The sequence below is a fragment of the Helicobacter pylori genome, from assembly GCF_021062735.1.
In the GTDB taxonomy this organism is placed as follows: domain Bacteria; phylum Campylobacterota; class Campylobacteria; order Campylobacterales; family Helicobacteraceae; genus Helicobacter; species Helicobacter pylori_DN.
Genome location: NZ_JAHXLB010000001.1, coordinates 127,682 through 148,174, shown reverse-complemented (window position 1 = coordinate 148,174; position 20,493 = coordinate 127,682). Strand labels below are relative to the sequence as shown.

General features: G+C 40.2%; 15 protein-coding genes and 2 pseudogenes. 9 read left to right on the top strand and 8 right to left on the bottom strand.

All coding sequences use genetic code 11. The annotated features are described in order from the left end of the window. Positions 1-19: 19 nt before the first annotated feature. Both putP and KX581_RS00705 read right to left on the bottom strand, forming a co-directional pair. Positions 20-1,519 carry a sodium/proline symporter PutP gene (gene putP, locus KX581_RS00710; RefSeq protein WP_231175315.1) on the bottom strand — a complete coding sequence of 500 codons (1,500 nt, stop codon included), beginning with the start codon at positions 1,517-1,519 and terminating at the stop codon, positions 20-22. A 26-nt stretch (positions 1,520-1,545) separates the two neighbouring features. After that, positions 1,546-5,103, bottom strand: a complete 3,558-nt coding sequence (locus KX581_RS00705; protein ID WP_180629037.1) for a bifunctional proline dehydrogenase/L-glutamate gamma-semialdehyde dehydrogenase — start codon at positions 5,101-5,103, stop codon at positions 1,546-1,548. 297 nt (positions 5,104-5,400) lie between these two features. On the opposite strand from KX581_RS00705, the gene KX581_RS00700 reads away from it, so the two are divergent. The 9 genes and pseudogenes from KX581_RS00700 (at position 5,401) to KX581_RS00660 (ending at position 15,198) form a co-directional block, all read left to right on the top strand. Continuing rightward, positions 5,401-5,616, top strand: coding sequence for a hypothetical protein (locus tag KX581_RS00700; protein WP_231175314.1), 216 nt, complete (start codon positions 5,401-5,403; stop codon positions 5,614-5,616). Positions 5,617-5,845: 229 nt separating this feature from the next. Then, positions 5,846-6,955 carry a coiled-coil domain-containing protein gene (locus KX581_RS00695; protein WP_462437629.1) on the top strand — a complete coding sequence of 370 codons (1,110 nt, stop codon included), beginning with the start codon at positions 5,846-5,848 and terminating at the stop codon, positions 6,953-6,955. Positions 6,956-6,971: 16 nt separating this feature from the next. Further along, positions 6,972-9,392 (top strand): annotated as a pseudogene (locus KX581_RS00690) (hypothetical protein). Next, entirely contained in the window at positions 9,389-9,958 is a 570-nt protein-coding gene (locus KX581_RS00685; protein WP_180629038.1) for a hypothetical protein, read from the top strand. The pseudogene KX581_RS00690 and the gene KX581_RS00685 overlap by 4 nt, the downstream one beginning before the upstream one ends. A gap of 15 nt (positions 9,959-9,973) precedes the next feature. Then, positions 9,974-10,234 carry a type VII secretion protein gene (locus tag KX581_RS00680; RefSeq protein ID WP_219025956.1) on the top strand — a complete coding sequence of 87 codons (261 nt, stop codon included), beginning with the start codon at positions 9,974-9,976 and terminating at the stop codon, positions 10,232-10,234. A 9-nt stretch (positions 10,235-10,243) separates the two neighbouring features. Next, positions 10,244-12,049, top strand: a complete 1,806-nt coding sequence (locus KX581_RS00675; RefSeq protein WP_231175313.1) for an HNH endonuclease — start codon at positions 10,244-10,246, stop codon at positions 12,047-12,049. After that, a complete protein-coding gene (locus KX581_RS00670; RefSeq protein WP_180510157.1) occupies positions 12,019-12,444 on the top strand; it encodes an SMI1/KNR4 family protein in 426 nt (141 codons plus the stop codon). The genes KX581_RS00675 and KX581_RS00670 overlap by 31 nt, the downstream gene beginning before the upstream one ends. A 1-nt stretch (position 12,445) precedes the next feature. Continuing rightward, positions 12,446-12,781, top strand: coding sequence for a hypothetical protein (locus KX581_RS00665; RefSeq protein WP_231175312.1), 336 nt, complete (start codon positions 12,446-12,448; stop codon positions 12,779-12,781). Beyond that, a pseudogene (locus tag KX581_RS00660) lies at positions 12,774-15,198 on the top strand (FtsK/SpoIIIE domain-containing protein). Before KX581_RS00665 ends, KX581_RS00660 begins: the two are co-directional and overlap by 8 nt. 61 nt (positions 15,199-15,259) lie before the next feature. Here the strand turns inward: KX581_RS00660 and KX581_RS00655 are convergent. The 6 genes from KX581_RS00655 to ureB form a co-directional block, all read right to left on the bottom strand. Next, positions 15,260-16,057 carry an urease accessory protein UreD gene (locus KX581_RS00655; RefSeq protein WP_180494910.1) on the bottom strand — a complete coding sequence of 266 codons (798 nt, stop codon included), beginning with the start codon at positions 16,055-16,057 and terminating at the stop codon, positions 15,260-15,262. Next, entirely contained in the window at positions 16,057-16,656 is a 600-nt protein-coding gene (gene ureG / locus KX581_RS00650; RefSeq protein WP_000238762.1) for an urease accessory protein UreG, read from the bottom strand. The genes KX581_RS00655 and ureG overlap by 1 nt, the downstream gene beginning before the upstream one ends. 28 nt (positions 16,657-16,684) lie before the next feature. Beyond that, a complete protein-coding gene (locus tag KX581_RS00645; protein WP_231175311.1) occupies positions 16,685-17,449 on the bottom strand; it encodes an urease accessory protein UreF in 765 nt (254 codons plus the stop codon). A 23-nt stretch (positions 17,450-17,472) separates the two neighbouring features. After that, entirely contained in the window at positions 17,473-17,985 is a 513-nt protein-coding gene (gene ureE, locus KX581_RS00640; protein WP_231175310.1) for an urease accessory protein UreE, read from the bottom strand. A 1-nt stretch (position 17,986) separates the two neighbouring features. Further along, positions 17,987-18,574 carry an acid-activated urea channel protein UreI gene (gene ureI, locus KX581_RS00635; RefSeq protein WP_000901248.1) on the bottom strand — a complete coding sequence of 196 codons (588 nt, stop codon included), beginning with the start codon at positions 18,572-18,574 and terminating at the stop codon, positions 17,987-17,989. Positions 18,575-18,781: 207 nt separating this feature from the next. Beyond that, positions 18,782-20,491 carry an urease subunit beta gene (gene ureB / locus KX581_RS00630; RefSeq protein ID WP_000724308.1) on the bottom strand — a complete coding sequence of 570 codons (1,710 nt, stop codon included), beginning with the start codon at positions 20,489-20,491 and terminating at the stop codon, positions 18,782-18,784. Positions 20,492-20,493 lie beyond the last annotated feature (2 nt).

Genomic DNA, 20,493 nt, shown 5'->3' with positions numbered 1-20,493 from the left:
ACCAAGCTCATTTGAAGTATTAATGCTTCAAGCTTTCAATTTCTTTAATTTCTTTAAGCATGGTTTCAAAAGCCTCTTTAGTGCCTGCTCGCACGCTAGAAAACAAACTAAACACAACAATAGCGATGCTCGCTACAATAAAGCCCGGAACGATTTCATAAATATCCAAAAAGCTTTTGCCAAATTTATCGTATAAAATCACCGTGCTAGCCCCAGAGAGCATGCCAGCAATCGCGCCAATGCGCGTCATTCTTGACCAAAAAAGTGAAAACAAAATCACAGAGCCAAAACTCGCGCCAAAGCCAGCCCATGCGTAACTCACGATGCTGAGAATGCTGGCGTTTCTATCCGTTGAAATGAAAAAAGCGATGCAAGCCACCCCTAAAACCGAAAGCCTAGAAATAACCATCACTAATTTTTGCGGAGCGTTTTTATTGAAAATCGTCGCATAGAAATCTTCAGCAATGGTAGAAGAGCTTACAAGCAGTTGCGAACTGGCCGTGCTCATCACCGCCGCTAAAATCGCACTCAATAAAATGCCTGTGATCCAAGGGTTAAAGAACAATTGACTCATCACAATGAAAATCTTTTCAGGGTCTTCTAAGCTCAAATCAAATTTATGCACATACGCAACGCCTAAAAGCCCCATAACGCATGCCCCAATCAAAGAAACAACCATCCAAGAAATCCCAATAGTGGTCGCTTTAGGCACATCTCTAATGGAGCGGATAGACATGAAACGCACTAAAATATGAGGTTGCCCAAAATAGCCCAAGCCCCAAGCAAGACTTGAAATAATAGCGACCACGCTAGAGCCTTGTAAGAAAGAAAGGTTTTCAGGCTTGATTTCTCTAATGATTTTAATCCCCTCTCCAATCCCACCAAGATGGATTGTCATAACGATCGGCACCACGATTAAAGCGCTCATCATCAAAAGCCCTTGAATCAAATCCGTCCAGCACACCGCCTTATACCCTCCTAAAAAGGTGTAAGAGACAATAATCAGCGTGCCAATGCTTAAAGCGTAGTTGTATTGGATGCCAAAGGTCGCTTCAAAGAGTTTAGCCCCACTCACTAGCCCTGAAGAAATGTAAAAAATAAAAAAGATTAAAATCACAAAAGCTGAAATCAAGCGCAAGATGTGTTTATCATCGCTAAAGCGCGTTTCAAAATAATCTGAAATGGTGATGGAATTAGCGATCACGCTCGTATAAATGCGTAAGCGTTTGGCCACAAAAACCCAGTTAATGAGTGCTCCTAAACTCAAGCCTATGGCGATGTGCGAGTTGATTAAGCCCCCCACATATAAAGCTCCCGGTAATCCCATTAAAAGCCACCCGCTCATGTCACTCGCCCCCGCACTCAAAGCGCTAATCACAGGGCCCATAGAACGATCGCCTAAGAAATAATCTTCAGTCGTTTCGTTTTGCTTGTAAAAATAAAAACCAATATAGAGCATTAACAGCGAATAAACGACAAACATCGTAACAATAGGGGTGCTTAAAACAACATGTCCCATTTTGATCTCCTTATTTAATACAATATTTATTTTTCAGCACAGCATGACTTGTGGCAAGTGGGTTGCCTTAAAACCCTTGAGCCTAAATTCCCGTAACGATGATAAGAAATGCTAACCGATCGCTCCAAGTGGTAATACAGCAATTCAAAACGCCCGTTCAAGCAGGGTTTAGCCGTGGCTAAAACCATCCCTAAAGCGCTCGCTTGCTCGTGCAATAAATCCAAATCGCTTTTTAAATAACGGACACGATTGAAAGCATGCAATTTTTCGCTAAATTTTTGCAAGCTTTCATAAACGATAGGGGCGTTTGATCGGAGCGCTTTTAAGCATTCTAAAAAAAAGGTTAAATCTTTGTTCGCTCGTTCGTTTTCTGTGCTGAGCGTTAAAGGGATTTGAGAAATTAAACATGCCAAAGCCACGCCCAACATGTCGCTTAAGGTGTCCTTTTCGGTGATGCGATAGCCCACGCTTTTAACTTTGGTGTAGGAAAAGAGATTGTCTTCGCCTCTGATTTTGACATAGTCTTTAGTTTGGCTGAATTCATGCTTGTAATGATAAGCGTAGCTCTTCGCCATAAAAATCGCGCGCTTCAACTCATGCGTATGCTCATCATAGCCTTTTTGAGTCAAGCTCTCTAAAGCTTCACTTAAGGGGTTTTTTAGGGCGTGTTCATCTTCTTCTTCTTGGTGGATATTCACAAATTGCGTGATATAGTTGAAAATGCCTACCTTCCTCCCAAACCCCACAGCGGATTTTTTAACCCCCCCAAAAGGCTGGCGCAAAACGATCGCTCCTGTGGTGGGTTTGTTGATATAGATATTACCGGCTTCAATGCGTTCTAAATAATATTCCCACTCCCTTTCGTCCAAAGACTCTAACGCGCTAGTCAGCCCGTAACCGGTAGAATTGACTATTTCTATCGCTTCGTCTAAATCTTGCGCTTCCATCACGGATAAAATGGGCGTAAAAAGCTCAGTTTGGTGCGTGAAATCGCCTTTTTTAGTGCCGTATTTGATGCTTGGTTTCATCAAATAGGGGTTATCATTCACAAAGCTTGCTGGGATTTCGTAATTTTCATAGCTTTTCAATTCATCTATGGCTTTGATGACTTTTTCATTAGGCTTGTCCGCCAGAGCGCCAATTTTGTTTTTGAAATCAAAAGGATCGCCCACGCTAAGGCTTAGAGTTGCATCTATTAGAGTCTTTTTAAAGTTCTCATCTTCATAGACTTCTTTTTCTAACACTAAAAGCGAAGTGGCAGAGCATTTTTGCCCTGAATTGCTGAAAGCTGAATGGATAACATTTTTAATCGCTTGATCCCTGTCTGCCATTTTGCTCACAATGGTGGCGTTTTTACCGCCCGTTTCAGCGCTCAAGGCTAAAGTGGGGTTAGCTTTGAGCATTTTGTAAGCGGTGTCTTCGCCCCCGGTTAAAATGGCAAACTGGATGCTTTCATCTTTTAAAAGGTGTTCGCTAATATCGCTCCCTTTAGAGGGCAAGTAAATGAGCGCATCTCTAGGCACGCCCGCATCCCAAAAACACTCACAAAGCTTATAGCCGGTTACGCTAGACAAACTTGAGGGCTTGTAAATCACCCGATTGCCAGCGGCTAGGGGGGCAGCGATAGTGCCTACAGAAATACCCACAGGGAAATTCCATGGAGCGATGACCACGCCCACGCCTTTGGGGGTGAATTGGGTTTTTAGGTTTTGCTCTTGCAACACCCTTAAGCTGTAAGGGTAAAACTCTAAAAAGTCAATGGCTTCGCTCACTTCAGCGTCCGTTTCAGCGAAAGTCTTACCCACTTCTAAAGCCGAAATCCCTATTAAATCGCCTCTTCTTTCTCTAAAAAGCTGGGCGGTTTGACTCAATAAAGCATGGATTTCTGTAAAGCTTTTTTGACTGAAACGGCTCTTATCGCTTTTAGCCACTTCTAGGGCTTTTAAAATCGCTTCTTTATCCGCTAAATGCACGCTGGCGATTTTTTTATGATGGATTCTATCAAAGACTTCTAAAGGGGTTAAATTAGGATCTTCAAACCTCCCATCCAACTCTGGGTAAAGCTCTAAAATAGGAGCGTTATGCATTTTCTCGCGCACTTTTTTAGCCCACTCTCGGTTGGCTTTTAAAATAAAATCGGTATCGCTTTCGTTTTTAAAGGAGTGGTTTGGGTAGGTGGTATGCCCGGTTTGTTTGGCGTTTCTGTCTTGAGTCCTGTGGGTGGCATTGTCTAAAGTAGCGATTCCTTTAAGGCTGTTTAAAAAGCGTTGTTCTTGGTCTTTCCATTCGCTCGTGCCTACTTTGAGATTGAAGAAAGCTTTCATGAAATTATCGCTTGAGGTGTTTTCATCTAGCCTCCTCACCAAGTAAGCGATCGCATTGTTAAAATGCGCTTCATCGCACACCGGCGCATAAAGAATGAGTTTGTGCATCTCTTTTAGTTCCTGGCTCGCTTGCAAGCTCATGCCCTCTAGCATTTCAAAACTAAAATGCTCTAACACAACAGGGTCATTAAGGGCATGGATGCGCGTATAGACATAGGCGATTTCAAAAATATTGTGGCTCGCTACGCCAATATGAATGTATTTATAATTATCGCCCTCTAAAACAAAATCCAGCATTTTATTGTAATTAGAATCGGTGTCTTGCTTACTAGAAAATGTGGGTAACGCCCAGTCTTTCATAGAAGCGATAGTCTCTTCGCTCTCCATGTTCGCTCCCTTAACAAAGCGGATTTTAATGGGCTTTAACCCTTTTAAAACCCTTTCTTTAGAAAAAGCGTGCAGTTTTTTCAAATATTCATAAGAATCAGGGATATAAGCTTGCAACACAATACCGGCGTTCAAATCAAATTTAGCGATGGATTCCATAAAAGACTCCACCGTGAGCTCCAAATCCCTAAATTCTTCCATATCCAAATTAATAAATTTAGGCATGCCTTGCTTTTTTTCTTCTTCTAAAGCCAAAGCGTAAAGAGCGTCTAAGCGTTTGACAATCTCTTTTTTAGAGTATTCAAAATCAAGGATATTGATTTGAGAAAAAATCGTCGTGATTTTAATGGAAATGTATTGGATGTAGTTGGATTTTAGGGCTTGAGAGTATTTTTCAAAACGCGCATTAGCTTCTTCTTCGCCTAAAACCTCTTCGCCAATAAAATTCACGTTCAAAATGATTTTTTCATTCTTTCTTTTTAAAATCCGCTCTTTTAACTGGCTCTCTTCTTGATCTAAGACCATCGCTTTCGTGTCGCTTCTGATTTTATTGACAAAGAAAGGCACGCTCATATCAGGGAGCATTTTCCCAAAGCTTAAAAACCCCATTAAAAGCAATTTTTCAAACGGAGAAAAAATCTCACGGCTTTTGTATTTGTCTAAAACATGCTCAATCATTTCAAAGCGGGCTTTATTGTCCAGGCATCTAAAACTCCGATCCATAAGCTCTATGAGCATGACTTTGTTTTCAGGGTTGTTTAAAAGCTTTTGCATTTTAGAGTGGAACGCTTTTTCTTGCTCGCTCAAATGCTGACTGATACGATTTTGCAACTTTTCAGCCAATTCTAATGAATCATCAATGATCTTTTGCATCTCTTTCTCCTTAAGGTTTTGGCTTGATTATAACATGTTTTAAACAGGCATTTTTTAATAATGATTTTTATTTTTTGATTGTTTTTATACTAAATGAATTTAATTATTAAAATTGATATATTCAAATGTGGTAATTATTTACCAATTGAGCGTTAAAATGGGGAGAATTTTTGATCTTTTAAAAAGTTCATTTACTTTTCGTTTAAAAATAAATTTTATTATTCTCGCCGTGTAATTTAAAAGCTTTAGAAACGATTTTAAATTAAACGAAAAAATTTAAAAACAAAAGGATATAAAATGAAAACAATTAGAAACGGTTTGATGATTGGTGCAATTGGCGTGTTGTTGTTGAGTGGTTGCTCTAGCTATAAGTCTCAAGGTCTTGCTTGTGTTGATGACAAGGCGATGAAAAAAGAAGCTCACCACACAGAAAGACAAACAACGACCGGCATGCCTTCAGGTCTTTTTGACCCTTACTCTTCTAATCTGAACCACTGGGATACTAGCCTTTAACCCTAGATCCTAGGGGTTTTCCCTTTTCTAAACCCGCTTTTATCCGCTTTTAAAAACGCTTTTTAACCCATCTTAATTAAACGCCATGCGTTAGGTGTTTATTGCGATCGCTTTTTAGTTGCAACGCTTGCACTTTGTATTCTGATAATAAAGCTCATTTTAAGTTTTCTCAAATTACAATAACAATCTTTTTAACATTGGTATGATATAAAAGGATGTATTCTTATGAGTGGTGCTCATACTGTGGAAAACACGAATACAGAAAATACAAATATTTCAAGAACGACTGCTTCCACCCCCCCCCAATAATGAAGAGCTTTTAAATCGTGTCAGAGATCTTGAAGATCGCATTCAAAAATTAGATGATAAATTAGAGAATCTCGAACCCCTTAGAAAACTCTCTCATTTTATAGGCAATTTCTTTTCGCTTGGAAAATCTTCTAACGACACCCAAGAAAACCCAAAAGACGATCAAAAAAAAGAGGAAACGCTTAAAAAAGTCCAAGAAGAAAACACCGCACTAAATCAAGAAAAAAATGATCTAACTAGAGAAAGAGATAAGCTAGCTGACCAAAATAAAACACTAACCACAGACAAAGAAAGGCTAACTAACGAAAAAGATAATCTAACCAATCAGCTTAACGAATTACAAAAGCAAGTGAAAGCGTTAGAACAATCTCAGCAAGTTTTAAAAAATGAAAAAGCCGAATTGTTAAGAGAAAAAGACAATCTAACTAAAGATAAAACAGAACTGACTGAAAAAAATCAGAGGCTAACCACAGAAAAAGAAAGGCTAAGAAGAGAAAACACCGAGTTATCAAAAGAAAAAGATAATCTAACTAAAGCAAACGCCGATCTGAAAACCGAAAACGACAAACTCAACCACCAAGTTGTCGCACTCAATAAAGAGCATGGCAGCCTCAAACAAGAGCGAGCACAATTGCAAGATGCGCATGGGTTTTTAGAAAAATTATGCGCTAATTTAGAAAAAGACAACCAACACCTAACCGACAAACTCAAACAATTAGAAAGCGCTCAAAAAAATTTGGAAAACACTCACAATCAATTACGGCAAGCTTTAGAAAACTCTAACGCTCAATTAGCGCAAGCTAAAGAAAAAACAGCCAAAGAAAAAACCGAGCTGGAGCGAGAAATCGCGCGCTTGAAGAGCTTAGAAGGTATGGAAGCTAAAAGCGACCTGGACTTACACAACAGGCGTTTAGCGAGCACAAACCAGGATTTAAAACGCCAAAACAGAAAATTAGAAGAAGAGAACATCGCACTCAAAGAGAGGGTTGATGGCTTGAAAGAGCAACCCTCAAAACAACAAAAATCATAATTGAAGGAGAAATATCATGGCAAACCCCTTACAGAGTTTAAGACTGCCTATTGGCCACCCGTTAGTAGAAAAATTGTGCAAGTTGTCTTTAAAAGATGGAGTCGCATTCAATGAAGAAATACCGATCCATTTCAAAGATGAAGTGTCAGAAGAAGACAAAATCAAATTCAAACAAGTGCTGCGGGTGCTTCATGCGATCGTCAATAATGAGACTTCTTTAAGGTATCTTTCTGATGAAAATCAAAAATTCATAGAGGATTTAGCGCAAGATAAAAAGATCACTAATGAGAAAATAGAAAAAACCTTAGAGATCGTTTCTTATAGCGATGTGGATGTGGATTTTGAAGCATTTAAAGAATTGATGCTCAATGTGGATAGTGTAGCGGTAGGCCTTAAGAGCTATAGCCAAAGCCAATTGCTTGATTTGGACGGAGGGCATTGGGATTTAGAGGTGCCTAGCACGCCTAAAGAAAGCGTAACCTTTAGGTTTGATAATTTAGACAGCAACAACAAAGAAATGAACTTCTATGCGCACTCAAGTTTGAAGGATTTAAAAAAGGGCGTTGTCGCTATTGACTTTGGGACTAAAAGCACGACCGCAAGCTATATGGATGAGAACGGAAAATACCGCTTGCTCTCTATTGGCGGGCTAGTAGATGACGCAAGCCTGACAAAGTTTGAAAACCCTACGATCATGGAGTTTAGACACAGAAAAAAATTTATTATAGAATACAATGCACTAGATCACCGCCCTTTCACAGAAAAGAACGATATAGAAGTGGCGCATGAAGCCCAAAAGAACGCTGCAGGCGTTAAAGGGAATGATTTGTATCGGTTTTTTTCTCAATTGAAGCAATGGGCTGGAGCGGATGAAAAACAGAATTTTAGGGATTTAGAAAAGGATTTTTCTTTAGAAAGCTTCACTAATTGCACGGATTTTAACCCCATAGAAATCTACGCTTACTGCATCGGCCGCTGCATCAACAACATGGAAAATGGCGTGTTTTTGAAATACTTTTTATCCTACCCCATCAAGTATGAAAAGCATCAGGCTGAAAAAATCAGAGAGAGTTTTGAAAGAGGCTTGAAAAAATCCTTACCCCGGCATGTTTTTGACGATGAAAAAACGGCTAAAACTTTCAAAGTGGAATTGAGAAGCGAGCGAGCCTTGCGCATATGCCATTAGTGCTTTAAAAAGCTACGGGTTTTTTAAATCAGAGAAGTTAGACAAGCCTATTTATTACGGGGTGTTTGATTTTGGGGGCGGGACGACGGATTTTGACTTTGGCAAATGGGAAAAAGCGCTAGCCCCAAATTCCTTTACAAAATGACGCATTTTAGCAGTGGAGGGGATAAGTATTTAGGCGGTGAGAATTTATTGGAATTGTTGGCTTGGGAAGTGTATGCCAAAAATTTCCAAGAGCTGAAAGCAAAAGACATTGTCATTGCTAAGCCCAACTATGACAGGATCGATACGCAACGCTTCGGATCGTTTATGCAAAACTCTAGAGAAGCGCGCTTGAATTTGCAAACGATCGCTTCTAGCTTGCGCCCTTTTTTAGAAAATTTAGACGCCAATATTATAGAAGCGATAGAAGAAGGCGAAGAGTTTGAGATAGAGGATTTTAAAAAGGATTTTAAAGCCATGCTGTTTGATAGGAATGGGGTAGAAACAGAATGCGATCTTAAAGTTGATTGCAAAGAGCTTTTAAGCCTCTTAAAAGACAAGATCAATGAAGGCGTTGCCAACTTCTTTGCCGGATTTTCTAAAGTGATGGCTGAAAACATTGATGATCAGTGTCGGGCGTTTCATATTTTCTTAGGCGAGAATGCGAGCAAATCGGTGTTGGTCAAACAAGCGTTTGAAAACGCCAAAGAAAAGCAGCTCAAAGATTATAAGCAAAAGACTTCTAAAGATGATTTCACATTCATCATTTACGAGCCGCTAGGCACGGAAAAATCAGACAAACAGATTTTAGAGCTTACCGGAGAAGATGTCTCTAACACGCCCGCTTATTTAAAGCCCACTTGCAAAACCGGGGTGGCTTTTGGGCTTTTAGAAAGCAGGGATAAGGCTAAAGGGATTGAAAGGCCCTCTATAGATTCCAATCCGGTGTTTAAATACGATTTAGGCATTGAGATAGAGGGGAAATTCCACGCTAAAATCCATAGGGATTCTTTAAAGCCTAATGAATACCAGATTTTCCAAACTAAAGAGGAATGGGGAGGCTTTGATGAGTTAGAGATACGCTACAGCGATAAACCTCTCGCCAACACCAACACTTTGGACATTCAAGATACGCAAATGATCTCCATAGCGCTAGAAGAGCATGAAGAAGTGGATGTGAAGGTGTGTTGCGTGGATTCCCAAAGCATTAAAGTGGGGCTGTTTAAAGACGGCCAATTAATCTATGAAAGCGAGGCAGAAAAATTATGATGACTAAGAACGCTTATGCGTTTGTCGTGATTGAAAAAAGCATTATGGTGTTTAAACACACCCAAGACAAGGGGCTAATCCCTATCACGGAAGGCTTTGCGCCGTTAAAAGAGGGCTTTTTGAGAAGTTTTAAAGAGCGTTGCAACGTGGAATTTTTAGAAAATTTAGACCTTTTGTTTTTGTATGATTACCAGTTTCCAAACGAGGTTTTTTCCTTGTGTAAGGATTTGAAAAATTCCATTTGGGACAGGAAGCTTGTGGTGGAACTGGTGGAGGCTTTGGAGAATTTTAAGGGCTTGAATTTGTCTCTTAAGATAGAAGACAGGCATTCTAACAGCTTGGGTAATGGCGTTCAAAAATTGCTCACCAACGCTGATTTAGGGAGAAACCACAAAGCAATCGTGATAGACAGCATGAAAACATACCACCAAAGCCAGCAAGAAAAATACAAAAGAGAAAGAGGCGAAACGCTAGAGGTTCGCCCCATAACACCCCCTAGCTATGGGGGTGGGAGCATTAGGATCAGCGGCGATAAAAAGCCTGATTCCAATGAAGAAAATTTTTAAAAGAAAGGACAACCGATGAGCAGAGTGCAAATGGATACCGAAGAGGTCAGAGGATTTGTAGGGCATTTAGAACGCTTTAAAGAGTTACTAAACGAGGAAGTGAATAGCTTGAGCAACCATTTCCATAATTTGGATTCATGGCAAGACGTTAAAAGAGAGAGATTTAGCGAGGTGCTGGATAATTTGAAAAGCACTTTCAATGAATTTGATGAAGCCGCGCAAGAGCAAATCGCATGGCTTAAAGAGAGGATTAGGGTTTTAGAAGAAGATTATTAAGGATAATTTATGGCTGAATGGAAAACGGACACAGAAGAAGTCAAAGAGGTTGTTAGAAGATGCAGGGAATTTAAAAGATCCTTGCAAGAAGAAAAGTGCCTTCAATTTATCACAAATCTTGATAGTTATGCGCGAGGAATTCTACTAGAACGCAGAAAAATTGAAATGCAATTGGAAAAAGCCATAGGAAAATTAAACGCAGCCATAAAAAAGCGAAAGGGCTTTTGGGGATCTGTTTTAGATTTTTGTGGAGGTGTTTGTGATGCAGTCTCGACTATTTTCCCTCCTGCTAAATTAGGCGCTGAAGCTTGTGAAAAGGGCTTAAACCTTATGGAAGACAATATAGAAAAATGGGAACACAATGTAAGCTTATTAGAACGAATGCTTGAAATCTACTCCACTCAAGCCAAAGCGAGCGTGGAACTTGTAGAGGGAGCTTGGGAGAGCGTTAAAAAGATGTTGCATTTTTATACTGATAAACACCAGGAATTTATCAGGCGTTTGAAACAAGCGAGCGACGCGATAGATAACGAATACAACTTTCCAACCCCAGGCGTTTTAATGGAATACGATTTTGAACGGCCTACTTTCTCTTATAACCCTAAAAAAAGCGTTTTTGATGAGCGCTTGAAGGATTTGAGGGAAGATTTTAGCTTTTCTTTATACGCTGATTTGAAAAACAGATTTAACGCTTCTTCTAAATCAGATCGCACTAAAGCGTCTAAAGAGCATGGATTGGATTTGATGAGCGTTGATTTTGAGAGCTTGACTTTAGCCAAAAATCGTTGCGTTAAAAATTGTAAGAAAGCCTTACAAGATTTTGCAGAAAAAATCAAAGAATCCCCCAACGATTTGAACGCTATGAACGAAGCTTTTAATCGTTTAAAAACAGAGTTAGAGAGGGCTACAGATGATGAACGCTTGAAAGATTTGAGGGAAAATTTCGCTTCTTTATACGCTGATCTATGCGCTGATTTGAAAGACAAGATCCATCATAACGCCTTGTCTAACGAGGAATTAGATCGCATGATAGCTTTTAGAGAGCGAGAATTTGAAAAGAGTTTAGGGGACTTAACGCCAAGCTTTAGAGATAAAACTAACGCTTTGTCTAACGATGGATTAGATCGCATGGCAAGCTCTAAAGAGCGAGAATTTGAAAAGAATTTAGAGGATTTGATGCCAAGCGTTTTAGGCGTGCCTTCTTATAACGAAAGCTTGACTCTAGCCAAAAATCGTTGCGTTAAAAATTGTAAGAAAGCTTTACAAGATTTTGCGGAAAAAATCAAAGAATCCCCTAACGATTCAAACGCTATTAATGAAGCTTTTGATAGCTTGGAAGCAGAGTTGGAACGCGCCACAGAAAGTTTGAGCCAAAAAATAGCACCCATCTTAGAACGGAATGAAAATTATACGCAAAAAGCGTTGGAGTATAGGGAGTTTTTAGAAAGCCATAAAGAGGGCTTTATTGTAGATGAAAAAAACCCCTATCCGGAAGAAGTCCGCTTTAATGCGTTGCGTTTAGCGGAATTTGATAGCGTTTTTAGCGCCATTGTGCCTTTAGAGAATTTAGATAAAACCGCATGCGCTCATCATGCCCTAAAGGCTTTACAAGCCGCGCTTAAAGACAACGATTTGGGCTTTGATGCGGCAGATTTGGAACAGATCGCAAAAGGATTCATTCCTAGGGGCTATTTATGGCATTTTGACGCGAATGTTTTAGGGAATGTGGCGTTGGTGAGAGAAGAGTTATTATTAGGCGTGAAACACACGAAAGGATACAAACTATGGGAGAAATTCCTACAAACACAGAACTGAATTGGGAATTTGTAGAGCCGCTCAATGACCATGCGTTGAACGGGTTAGAAGAGCGATTAAAAATAGGCTTGAGCGATGCGTTTAAGGACTTCATCAAACGATCAAACTATGGTTTTAGCCAATGGCGTTATTTCATGGTGGGCAATGAATCCTACACATTTAAACATGTTTTGAACTTCAATTTAGAGGGCAAGGGCTTATTGATTGATTTCATGCAAAGCTTGAAAGAATGGTTAGAGCCTGAAGAAATCGTTTTTGCTAATGACGGGTATGGGGGGTATTATCTTTGGAATACGACCACTGATGTGGTGCTGTTTTTAGACACTGATGATGGCTCAAAAAAAGCGCTATTAAATCTTAAAATGTTTTTAAAAAAATTGGAATCAAGGGGTTAAAATGTTTTCTCATAAAGTTTTTTTGGAGGGTTGCACCAATGAGTTAAGAAGGATTTGCGACTATTTCGTAGAAAACGCCATGCAAGATGATTTGGGGCAGAAGCTTAAAAGTGAGATGCTAAAAATCGCACATGACTTAGAAAATTTAGAGCAAGACACTCAATACCAAAGAAGAAAAATCAACGAGCAAATTGAAGAAGCCAAATCTTTGATGAGGCAAATTGATATGAATTTCCATTCATCAAGCGAGATCGATAGGCTTATGCGTGAAGCCAAAGAGCATGAAAGAGAAGCCAAGAGGCACTATGATGAATATCTTAAGGATAAAGATGATTGATGCGGGTAATTTATTAAAAGAACTGGACGATGCCTTAGATAAAGTTGTTGCTAAAAAAGAGCCAGAGAGTTTTCTCAAGCCGATCATCTCACAAATAGAGGACTATCAAAAGAGTATCAGGCAAATTCAAGCGCAATTCACAGACGCGCCGCAATTCAATGAAACGAGCGCTTACCCCCAATTTTTAAGCTATGGTTTATTGCATGTTAGGGGCAAAAATGGCGCTAACATGGAATTTTTATTACCTAAAGTTTATCCTTTCCCTCCTAAAAGCTTGTATATAGAGCATGAAAAAGACGGGCAGTTTTTAAGAGAAATGCTCATGCGCTTACTCTCCAGCACGCCTTTAGTGCAACTGGAAGTGATTTTGGTTGATGCGTTGAGCTTGGGGGGTATTTTCAATCTGGCAAGAAGGCTTTTACATAAAGACAATGATTTTATTTACCAGCAAAGGATTTTGACCGAAAGCAAGGAAATAGAAGAAGCTCTAAAGCATTTGTATGAATATTTAAAGGTTAATTTGCAAGAAAAATTGGCCGGCTTTAGAGATTTTGCGCATTATAATGAAGACGCCACAGACCCCTTGCCTTTAAAAGCACTTTTTTTAAGTGGGGTAGATGCTTTGAGCAAAGACGCACTTTATTATTTGGAAAAAATCATGCGTTTTGGCTCTAAAAATGGGGGTTTTGAGCTCTGTCAATTTGGAGAGCGAAAAAAACAATAAATCCGCAGAAGATCTGAAAAAACATGCGGAGTTTTTTAGGGATACGACAAGTTTTGAACGCTTTAAATACCTTAATGTAGAAGTGATCAACGATCAAGGTATTAAATCCCAGCACATGCAAGACTTCGCTGATAAAATTAAAGCGTATTACAAGCAAAAAAAAGAAGTTAAAAGGGAGTTGAAGGACTTACAAAGAGACAAAGAATTTTGGACTAAAAGCTCTCAGCATGAGGTGGTTGTACCGGTGGGGTGGGATATTAACCATAAGGAAGTGTGTTTTGAAATCGGTAACGAACAAAACCACACGCTCATTTGCGGGCGCAGCGGGAGCGGGAAATCCAATTTCTTGCATGTGTTGATCCAAAATTTAGCTTTCTACTACGCGCCCAATGAAGTCCAACTCTTTTTGTTAGACTATAAAGAGGGGGTGGAATTTAACGCATACACAGATCCGATTTTAGAGCATGCGAGGTTGGTGAGCGTGGCGAGTTCGGTGGGTTTTGGTGTTAGTTTTTTAAGCTGGCTTTGCGATGAAATAAAAAAAAGAGCCGATCGGTTCAAGCAGTTTAAGGTGAAAGATTTAAGCGATTACCGAAAGCATGAAAAAATGCCCAGACTGATCGTAGTGGTTGATGAATTTCAGGTGCTTTTTAGCGATAAATCCACTCAAGTGAAAGGGAGCGTGGAACGATCTTTAAACACTCTGCTTAAAAAGGGTCGTAGCTATGGGGTGCATTTAGTTTTAGCCACTCAGACCATGCGCGGCGGTGAAATTGATAGTAGCATTAAGGCTCAAATCGCCAACCGCATCGCTTTGCCTATGGATGCAGACGACAGCACTAAAATTTTGGACGATGATGTAGCTTGTGGGCTTCAAAAACCAGAAGGCATTTTCAACAACAACGGGGGGCATCAAAAATACCACACCAAGATGAGTATCCCTAAAGCCCCTGATGATTTCAAATCTTTTCTCACAAAAATACACGCTGAATTTAACCAAAGAAATCTCGCATCCATAGATCGTAAAATCTATAATGGCGAGACACCTTTAAAAATGCCCAACACCCTTAAGGCTAATGAAATGCGTTTGCATCTGGGCAAAAAAGTGGATTATGAGCAAAAGGACTTGATAGTGGAGTTTGAAAACAACGAATCGCATTTGTTAGTGGTGAGTCAAGATTTAAACGCTCGCATCGCTTTAATGAAGCTTTTGTTCCAAAACATTAAGAGCACGAACAAAGAATTGGTTTTTTGCAATAAAGAAAAACGCTTGATAAGGTCTTTTGATGTGCAAAAAGAATACGGCATCACGCCTGTAGAAAATATCTTAAGCGTTTTAGACACCGCTATGAATCCTAACAGCGTGCTTGTGATAGACAATCTCAACGAAGCGAAAGAATGGCATGACAAAGTAGGGGTGGAAAAATTAAGATCGTTTTTAGAAAAAGCCACAGACAACGAGCAGTATTGCATCATCTTTGCGCATGATTTCAAACAAATTCAAGCTAATTACGATGGCAAGTTAAAAGAGTTGTTAAACAACCACTTCAAGCAATGCCTGGCCTTTATGTGTAATAGGGAAAACTTAGACGCTATCAAAAAAGATTTGCCTTCATTGAAAAACAAACTCAATGCGCTATTTGTAGAGCTTTCTAAAGACAGCTATACTGAATTCAGGCCTTTCAGCTTATAGGGTCAAAAAAAAGGGGGGGGGGTTAAAAAGACTAAAGGGATTTAATCTTTTTGAAGCGCTTTTAAACCTTTTGCGTGATGGTTTGCGTGATGAGGCGAGCGATTTTTTCTCTTAAATGCAACAAGGGTTCTGAGCCTTTCGCTAAAGCTTTCACGCATAAATGAGAACTAGCGATTTCACTCACTGCCCCATCTACCCCTTCGCTTTCTTCAATGCGTTCTCGCACACCAGAGAGCTCTATGGGGCAATTGACAAGCACCAAATTCAAATAATGCGTATAGCCATCAAACATGCACATGTTGTTCATGTCGGTGGTTTTGGGATCTAAAATCGTGTTGTCATAATAGATGGGTTTCTCATCTTGTAAAATAGAGATTTTGGTGTGCAAGCGGTTGAATTTAAACAGCTCATTGCGTGCCACTCGCCCTGCGACAATGATTTCACTATAGAGCAATTGAGAGCTAGAGTGCAAAGAAATCGTTGTGTTGCCCTTAAAATGCGCGTTCTCAAAGGGGATTAACGGGAAAGGCGCAAAGTCTAAAAAAGCGTTTTCCCCCACAACAATGTGCATGTCTCTGCTGGCAAACCCGTCTTCAGTGTTATGGATTTTTTCAAAGGATTGCGAAGTGATCCTTAGCTTGCAATTTGGACCGATGTTTAATTGCATGTCTTGCGCATCGCCTTTCATTAAGCCAGGGCTTACCGCTAAAAGCATGATTTCAGCTAAATCATCTTTAGGGTAAAAGGGCGCCATGAGCTTAAAGGGGGGCGTGAAAAAATTGTCTTCAATCACGCACCGCCCGTCAGCCCCTATTTTGGTTTTTAACCTGAGCTTGGATTCTTGAGCGTAAGTGTTCATCAATCTTCCAATAAAGCGTTGCGTTTGATCCAAGCGATCACATCGTCTAAACCTTCTTTAGCGCGGATATTCGTAAAAATAAAGGGCTTTTCGCCGCGCATTTTTTTAGAATCCCTTTCCATGACTTTCAAGTCCGCTCCCACATAGGGGGCTAAGTCAATTTTATTGATGACAAGCAAGTCTGAGCGCGTGATTCCTGGCCCGCCTTTCCTGGGGATTTTATCGCCCTCAGCCACATCAATCACAAAAATCGTAAAGTCCGCTAACTCCGGATTAAAAGTCGCTGAAAGGTTATCGCCTCCGCTTTCAATCAAAAGCAATTCCAAATTAGGGAAACGGCCATGCATTTCTTCTACGGCTTCTAAATTCATAGAAGCGTCTTCTCTAATGGCTGTGTGCGGACAGCCTCCTGTTTCTACGCCAATAATCCTCTCTCGTGGCATCACCGAATTTTTACACATAAACTCTGCGTCTTCTTTAGTGTAAATATCATTAGTGATAACCGCCATGTCGTAATCCTTTGACATGTGGCGCGTTAAAGCTTCAATCAAGGCGGTTTTACCGCTTCCTACAGGACCACAAACTCCAATTTTTACCATAAAATTCCTTTCAATTTGAGATTAAAATTCAAGACATATAAAGGCGCGAGTATAAACTCTCATGCTGCATCGCCTTAATGTCGTTTTGAACGCTTGCCGCGCACAGGTGGCTTTCGTCTAGTTCTAGGGTTTTTTCTATGAGCTGGTTAAAAGGGCTTTGCAAGCTCAATAAGATTTTTTGCCCGTCGTTTTGAGATAGTGGGACGCTTTTAACGCAGTTAATTACCATGTTAGAAGTTTGTGCATAAAGATAATGCCTTAAAGCCTTTTTCAATTCAATATTCAAACTCGCCGCAAAAACGCCATAGCTAGTGGCATGGGTGGGATCTTTGGTTTGTTGAGCGTAAGCGTTAAAAAATACGCCCATGTCTAATTCGTTCATGGCTTGTAAGGTTTTAATGAAACGATTGCCTAGCTTTTGATTGGCTAATCGTAATTCCATGGGACTTGTGGATAGCATAATGACTTCTTCAACCCCTAAGATTTTTTTTAAATCCTGTTGGATGGCGCTTTCATAGGTTAATTTCAAGCTCAGCATTTCCGTATAAAGGAACTGGCTAGAAAGATTGGCTTTTAAATACTCTAAAGCGCTTTCTTTATTGGTAACCTTTTTTTGCTGGATATAAGTTTCTAGCCCAAAAGAATGCGTGTAAGAGCCAATAGGGAACACCGCATCATTGACTTGTAAGATCAGAAATTCATTATCCACATGAGCATTGTTGTCTGTCTTTGGGGTTTTTGGGGGCGTACCCACGCTTTTTTTAGTGCTTTTCACGCTCTTTCCTTTATCCATTCTGTTATTTTTCTATTTCTTTTCTATTTTACGACCACTTTAAAATCGCTCGCTAGTGAGACCTTAAAATTAGGCTCACTATGAGGCATGCTCACGGTTAAGCGTTCTTTGGAATCCAATTTTGAACTTAAAACACGATTTTGAATCCCTAGCTTTTCTAGTAACGCTAGCGTGGGCTTTTCAAATGGTGTTTTAAATTCAAATTGAGACTCGCCATAGTATAAAGCCGCATGGCGGTTTCCTATTTCATAGCATATTTTTGCTACTTCTGCCATGCTTTTAGCTTGAATGTGAATGACTTCAGAATCCAAGATATTAACGGCGATAATTTCCTTCTCTTCTTTAAATAAAATATCCCCTTGAGAGAGACCCAACTTGGGAGCGTCTTTAAGGCGTATGGCTATGTCTTTGCCTTGCCTGGTTTTAAAACGAGCGATTTTCTTCCTCGTTTCAAACCATTCTAAATCCACATAATCCACGCTGAAATCCAAGGGGTTTAAATCCCTTAGATTGCCCATTAAACGCTCTATGATCATCTCACACCCAGTGTTGGATAAAGAGCAACCAAGCAGGGATCCAAGCGGTTAAAATACCCTCAATGATAGCAAGCCATGGAGTGAATTTCCCTAAAGGGATTTTTAAGATGTTTTCAATGAAAGCGGTAAGCCACAAAACACCCCAAGCCAACCAAATGATCGCCCACCAATCGCCTTCAGTGATGCCTAACACTTTGTGGTCATCAAGCATATCGCTATAGTGGGATAAAATCGCAGCAGGAACAGTGTTGATCGCTACGAATAAGCTATACCAAGAATAAGGCCTCCAATCCAAACCAAAAGTGTGGTTGATAGCCGCATACAAGTAGGTAAAACCAAACAATAACCCAGTCGCTGGCCCATAGAAACTAGTCAAATGGTGCGATACTTGAGCAATATCTTCGGCACCTTCTACAGGGGCTGTAGGGTGGAGTGCAGAATAAGTGATGACAACTATATTACAAATAATGGAGAGCCCACCCACAAAAAAGTTCATCACCGCAGTGCTTTTAGGATCGACTTTGGTTAACCCGCAAATCCCATTGCTGATTAAAACAATCCCAACATATAACAATACAAGTCCTAGCATTGCCTTTTCCTTCCAAACAAAAATTTTTACAACAAACGCACCTTACGAATAACTTTTGTTGCTTGAGCTAATCATAAAGAAAAATAGTAAATTGACAAAAAATAAAAACAAAAAAATAAGCTCTTAACTTTTAATAAAAAAGTTAGAGAGCCTACAACCTAAGATTTAAGGAGAAACGCTCCTAAAACCTTAGAAAATTAAAAAATCCTAGAAAATGCTAAAGAGTTGCGCCAAGCTCACTTTATTGGCTGGTTTAGAAGTTACTTCTTTGCCATCCACGAACACATGGTAAGTTTCAGGATTGACTTCAATGTGAGCGGTAGTGTCGTTGAATTGCATGTCTTTTTTAGTGATGTTTCTGCAATTTTTTACCGGCAACACTTGTCTTTCAAGTCCTAATTCTTCTTTAATGCCTTTGTCATAAGCCGCTTGAGATACAAAAGTGATGTTTGCATCGTATTTGGCTTTACCATGGTGAGCGAACATTTCTCTGTAATAAACTGGTTGTGGGGTAGGGATAGAAGCGTTCGCATCGCCCATTTGACTCAACGCAATGAACCCGCCTTTGATGATCATGTTGGGTTTCACGCCAAAGAATGCGGGACTCCACAATACCAAGTCAGCCACTTTACCCACTTCTACAGAACCCACATACTCGCTAATCCCATGAGCGATCGCTGGGTTAATGGTGTATTTAGACAAGTAGCGTTTGATCCTGAAGTTGTCGTTATCGCCTTTTTCTTCTTTCAAGCGGCCAAATTCTTTTTTGTTTTTGTCAGCTGTTTGCCAAGTTCTAGTGATAACTTCACCCACACGGCCCATCGCTTGAGAGTCAGAACTAGTGATGGAGAAAATCCCCATGTCATGCAAAGTGTCTTCAGCCGCAATGGTTTGAGGGCGGATCCTTGAATCAGCGAACTGAACATCTTCTTTAATGCTTTTATCCAAGTGGTGGCACACCATAAGCATGTCCATGTGTTCGGCTTCTGTATTCACGGTGAAAGGGATAGTGGGGTTAGTGGAAGCGGGTAGAATGTTGTGTTCACCGGCCACTTTAATAATATCAGGAGCGTGTCCGCCACCAGCACCTTCAGTGTGGAAAGTGTGCATAGTGCGTCCGGCAATGGCTGCCATAGTGTCTTCTACACAACCGGCTTCATTCAAAGTGTCTGTGTGGATAGCGACTTGCACATCGTATTTGTCCGCAACATCTAACGCATGATTGATTGCAGAAGGAGTTGTTCCCCAGTCTTCGTGGATTTTAAAGCCAATCGCACCAGCTTCAATTTGATCGGCTAAGCTCGCATCGTTAGAAGTGTTACCTTTAGCTAAGAAACCTAAATTCATAGAATATTCTTCAGCTGCTCTGAGCATCCATTTTAAGTTTCTTCTGCCTGGAGTGATAGTGGTTGCGTTAGTGCCATCAGCAGGACCAGTTCCGCCACCAATCATAGTTGTTACACCGCTTGCAAAAGCTGTAGGGATTTGTTGGGGGGAGATGAAGTGGATGTGTGTGTCAATACCACCAGCAGTTACGATCAAACCTTCACCGGCTAGCGCTTCAGTAGCAGGGCCCACGCTAAGATTGTTTTTAACGCCATCTTGCATGTCTTTGTTACCGCCTTTGCCAATGCCAGCGATTTTGCCATCTTTAATACCAATATCCGCTTTATAAATACCGGTGTAATCCACGATTAAAGCGTTAGTGATGATTAAATCCAGTTCTTCTTTGCTAGGGTTATTGGATTGGCTCATGCCTTCTCTTAGGGTTTTACCGCCACCGAATTTAAGCTCTTCGCCATAAATGGTGTAGTCATGTTCTACTTCAGCGATCAAATCTGTATCGCCCAATCTCACTTTATCGCCTGTAGTAGGGCCATACATAGAAACATATTCTTTTCTGCTAATCTTTTTCATTT

What these genes read in the sequence shown, in the direction of transcription:
- putP (WP_231175315.1), bottom strand. Translation starts at nt 1,519, where the DNA reads ATGGGACATGTTGTTTTAAGCACCCCTATTGTTACGATGTTTGTCGTT.
- KX581_RS00705 (WP_180629037.1), bottom strand. Translation starts at nt 5,103, where the DNA reads ATGCAAAAGATCATTGATGATTCATTAGAATTGGCTGAAAAGTTGCAA.
- KX581_RS00700 (WP_231175314.1), top strand. Translation starts at nt 5,401, where the DNA reads ATGAAAACAATTAGAAACGGTTTGATGATTGGTGCAATTGGCGTGTTG.
- KX581_RS00685 (WP_180629038.1), top strand. Translation starts at nt 9,389, where the DNA reads ATGATGACTAAGAACGCTTATGCGTTTGTCGTGATTGAAAAAAGCATT.
- KX581_RS00680 (WP_219025956.1), top strand. Translation starts at nt 9,974, where the DNA reads ATGAGCAGAGTGCAAATGGATACCGAAGAGGTCAGAGGATTTGTAGGG.
- KX581_RS00675 (WP_231175313.1), top strand. Translation starts at nt 10,244, where the DNA reads ATGGCTGAATGGAAAACGGACACAGAAGAAGTCAAAGAGGTTGTTAGA.
- KX581_RS00670 (WP_180510157.1), top strand. Translation starts at nt 12,019, where the DNA reads ATGGGAGAAATTCCTACAAACACAGAACTGAATTGGGAATTTGTAGAG.
- KX581_RS00665 (WP_231175312.1), top strand. Translation starts at nt 12,446, where the DNA reads ATGTTTTCTCATAAAGTTTTTTTGGAGGGTTGCACCAATGAGTTAAGA.
- KX581_RS00655 (WP_180494910.1), bottom strand. Translation starts at nt 16,057, where the DNA reads ATGAACACTTACGCTCAAGAATCCAAGCTCAGGTTAAAAACCAAAATA.
- ureG (WP_000238762.1), bottom strand. Translation starts at nt 16,656, where the DNA reads ATGGTAAAAATTGGAGTTTGTGGTCCTGTAGGAAGCGGTAAAACCGCC.
- KX581_RS00645 (WP_231175311.1), bottom strand. Translation starts at nt 17,449, where the DNA reads ATGGATAAAGGAAAGAGCGTGAAAAGCACTAAAAAAAGCGTGGGTACG.
- ureE (WP_231175310.1), bottom strand. Translation starts at nt 17,985, where the DNA reads ATGATCATAGAGCGTTTAATGGGCAATCTAAGGGATTTAAACCCCTTG.
- ureI (WP_000901248.1), bottom strand. Translation starts at nt 18,574, where the DNA reads ATGCTAGGACTTGTATTGTTATATGTTGGGATTGTTTTAATCAGCAAT.
- ureB (WP_000724308.1), bottom strand. Translation starts at nt 20,491, where the DNA reads ATGAAAAAGATTAGCAGAAAAGAATATGTTTCTATGTATGGCCCTACT.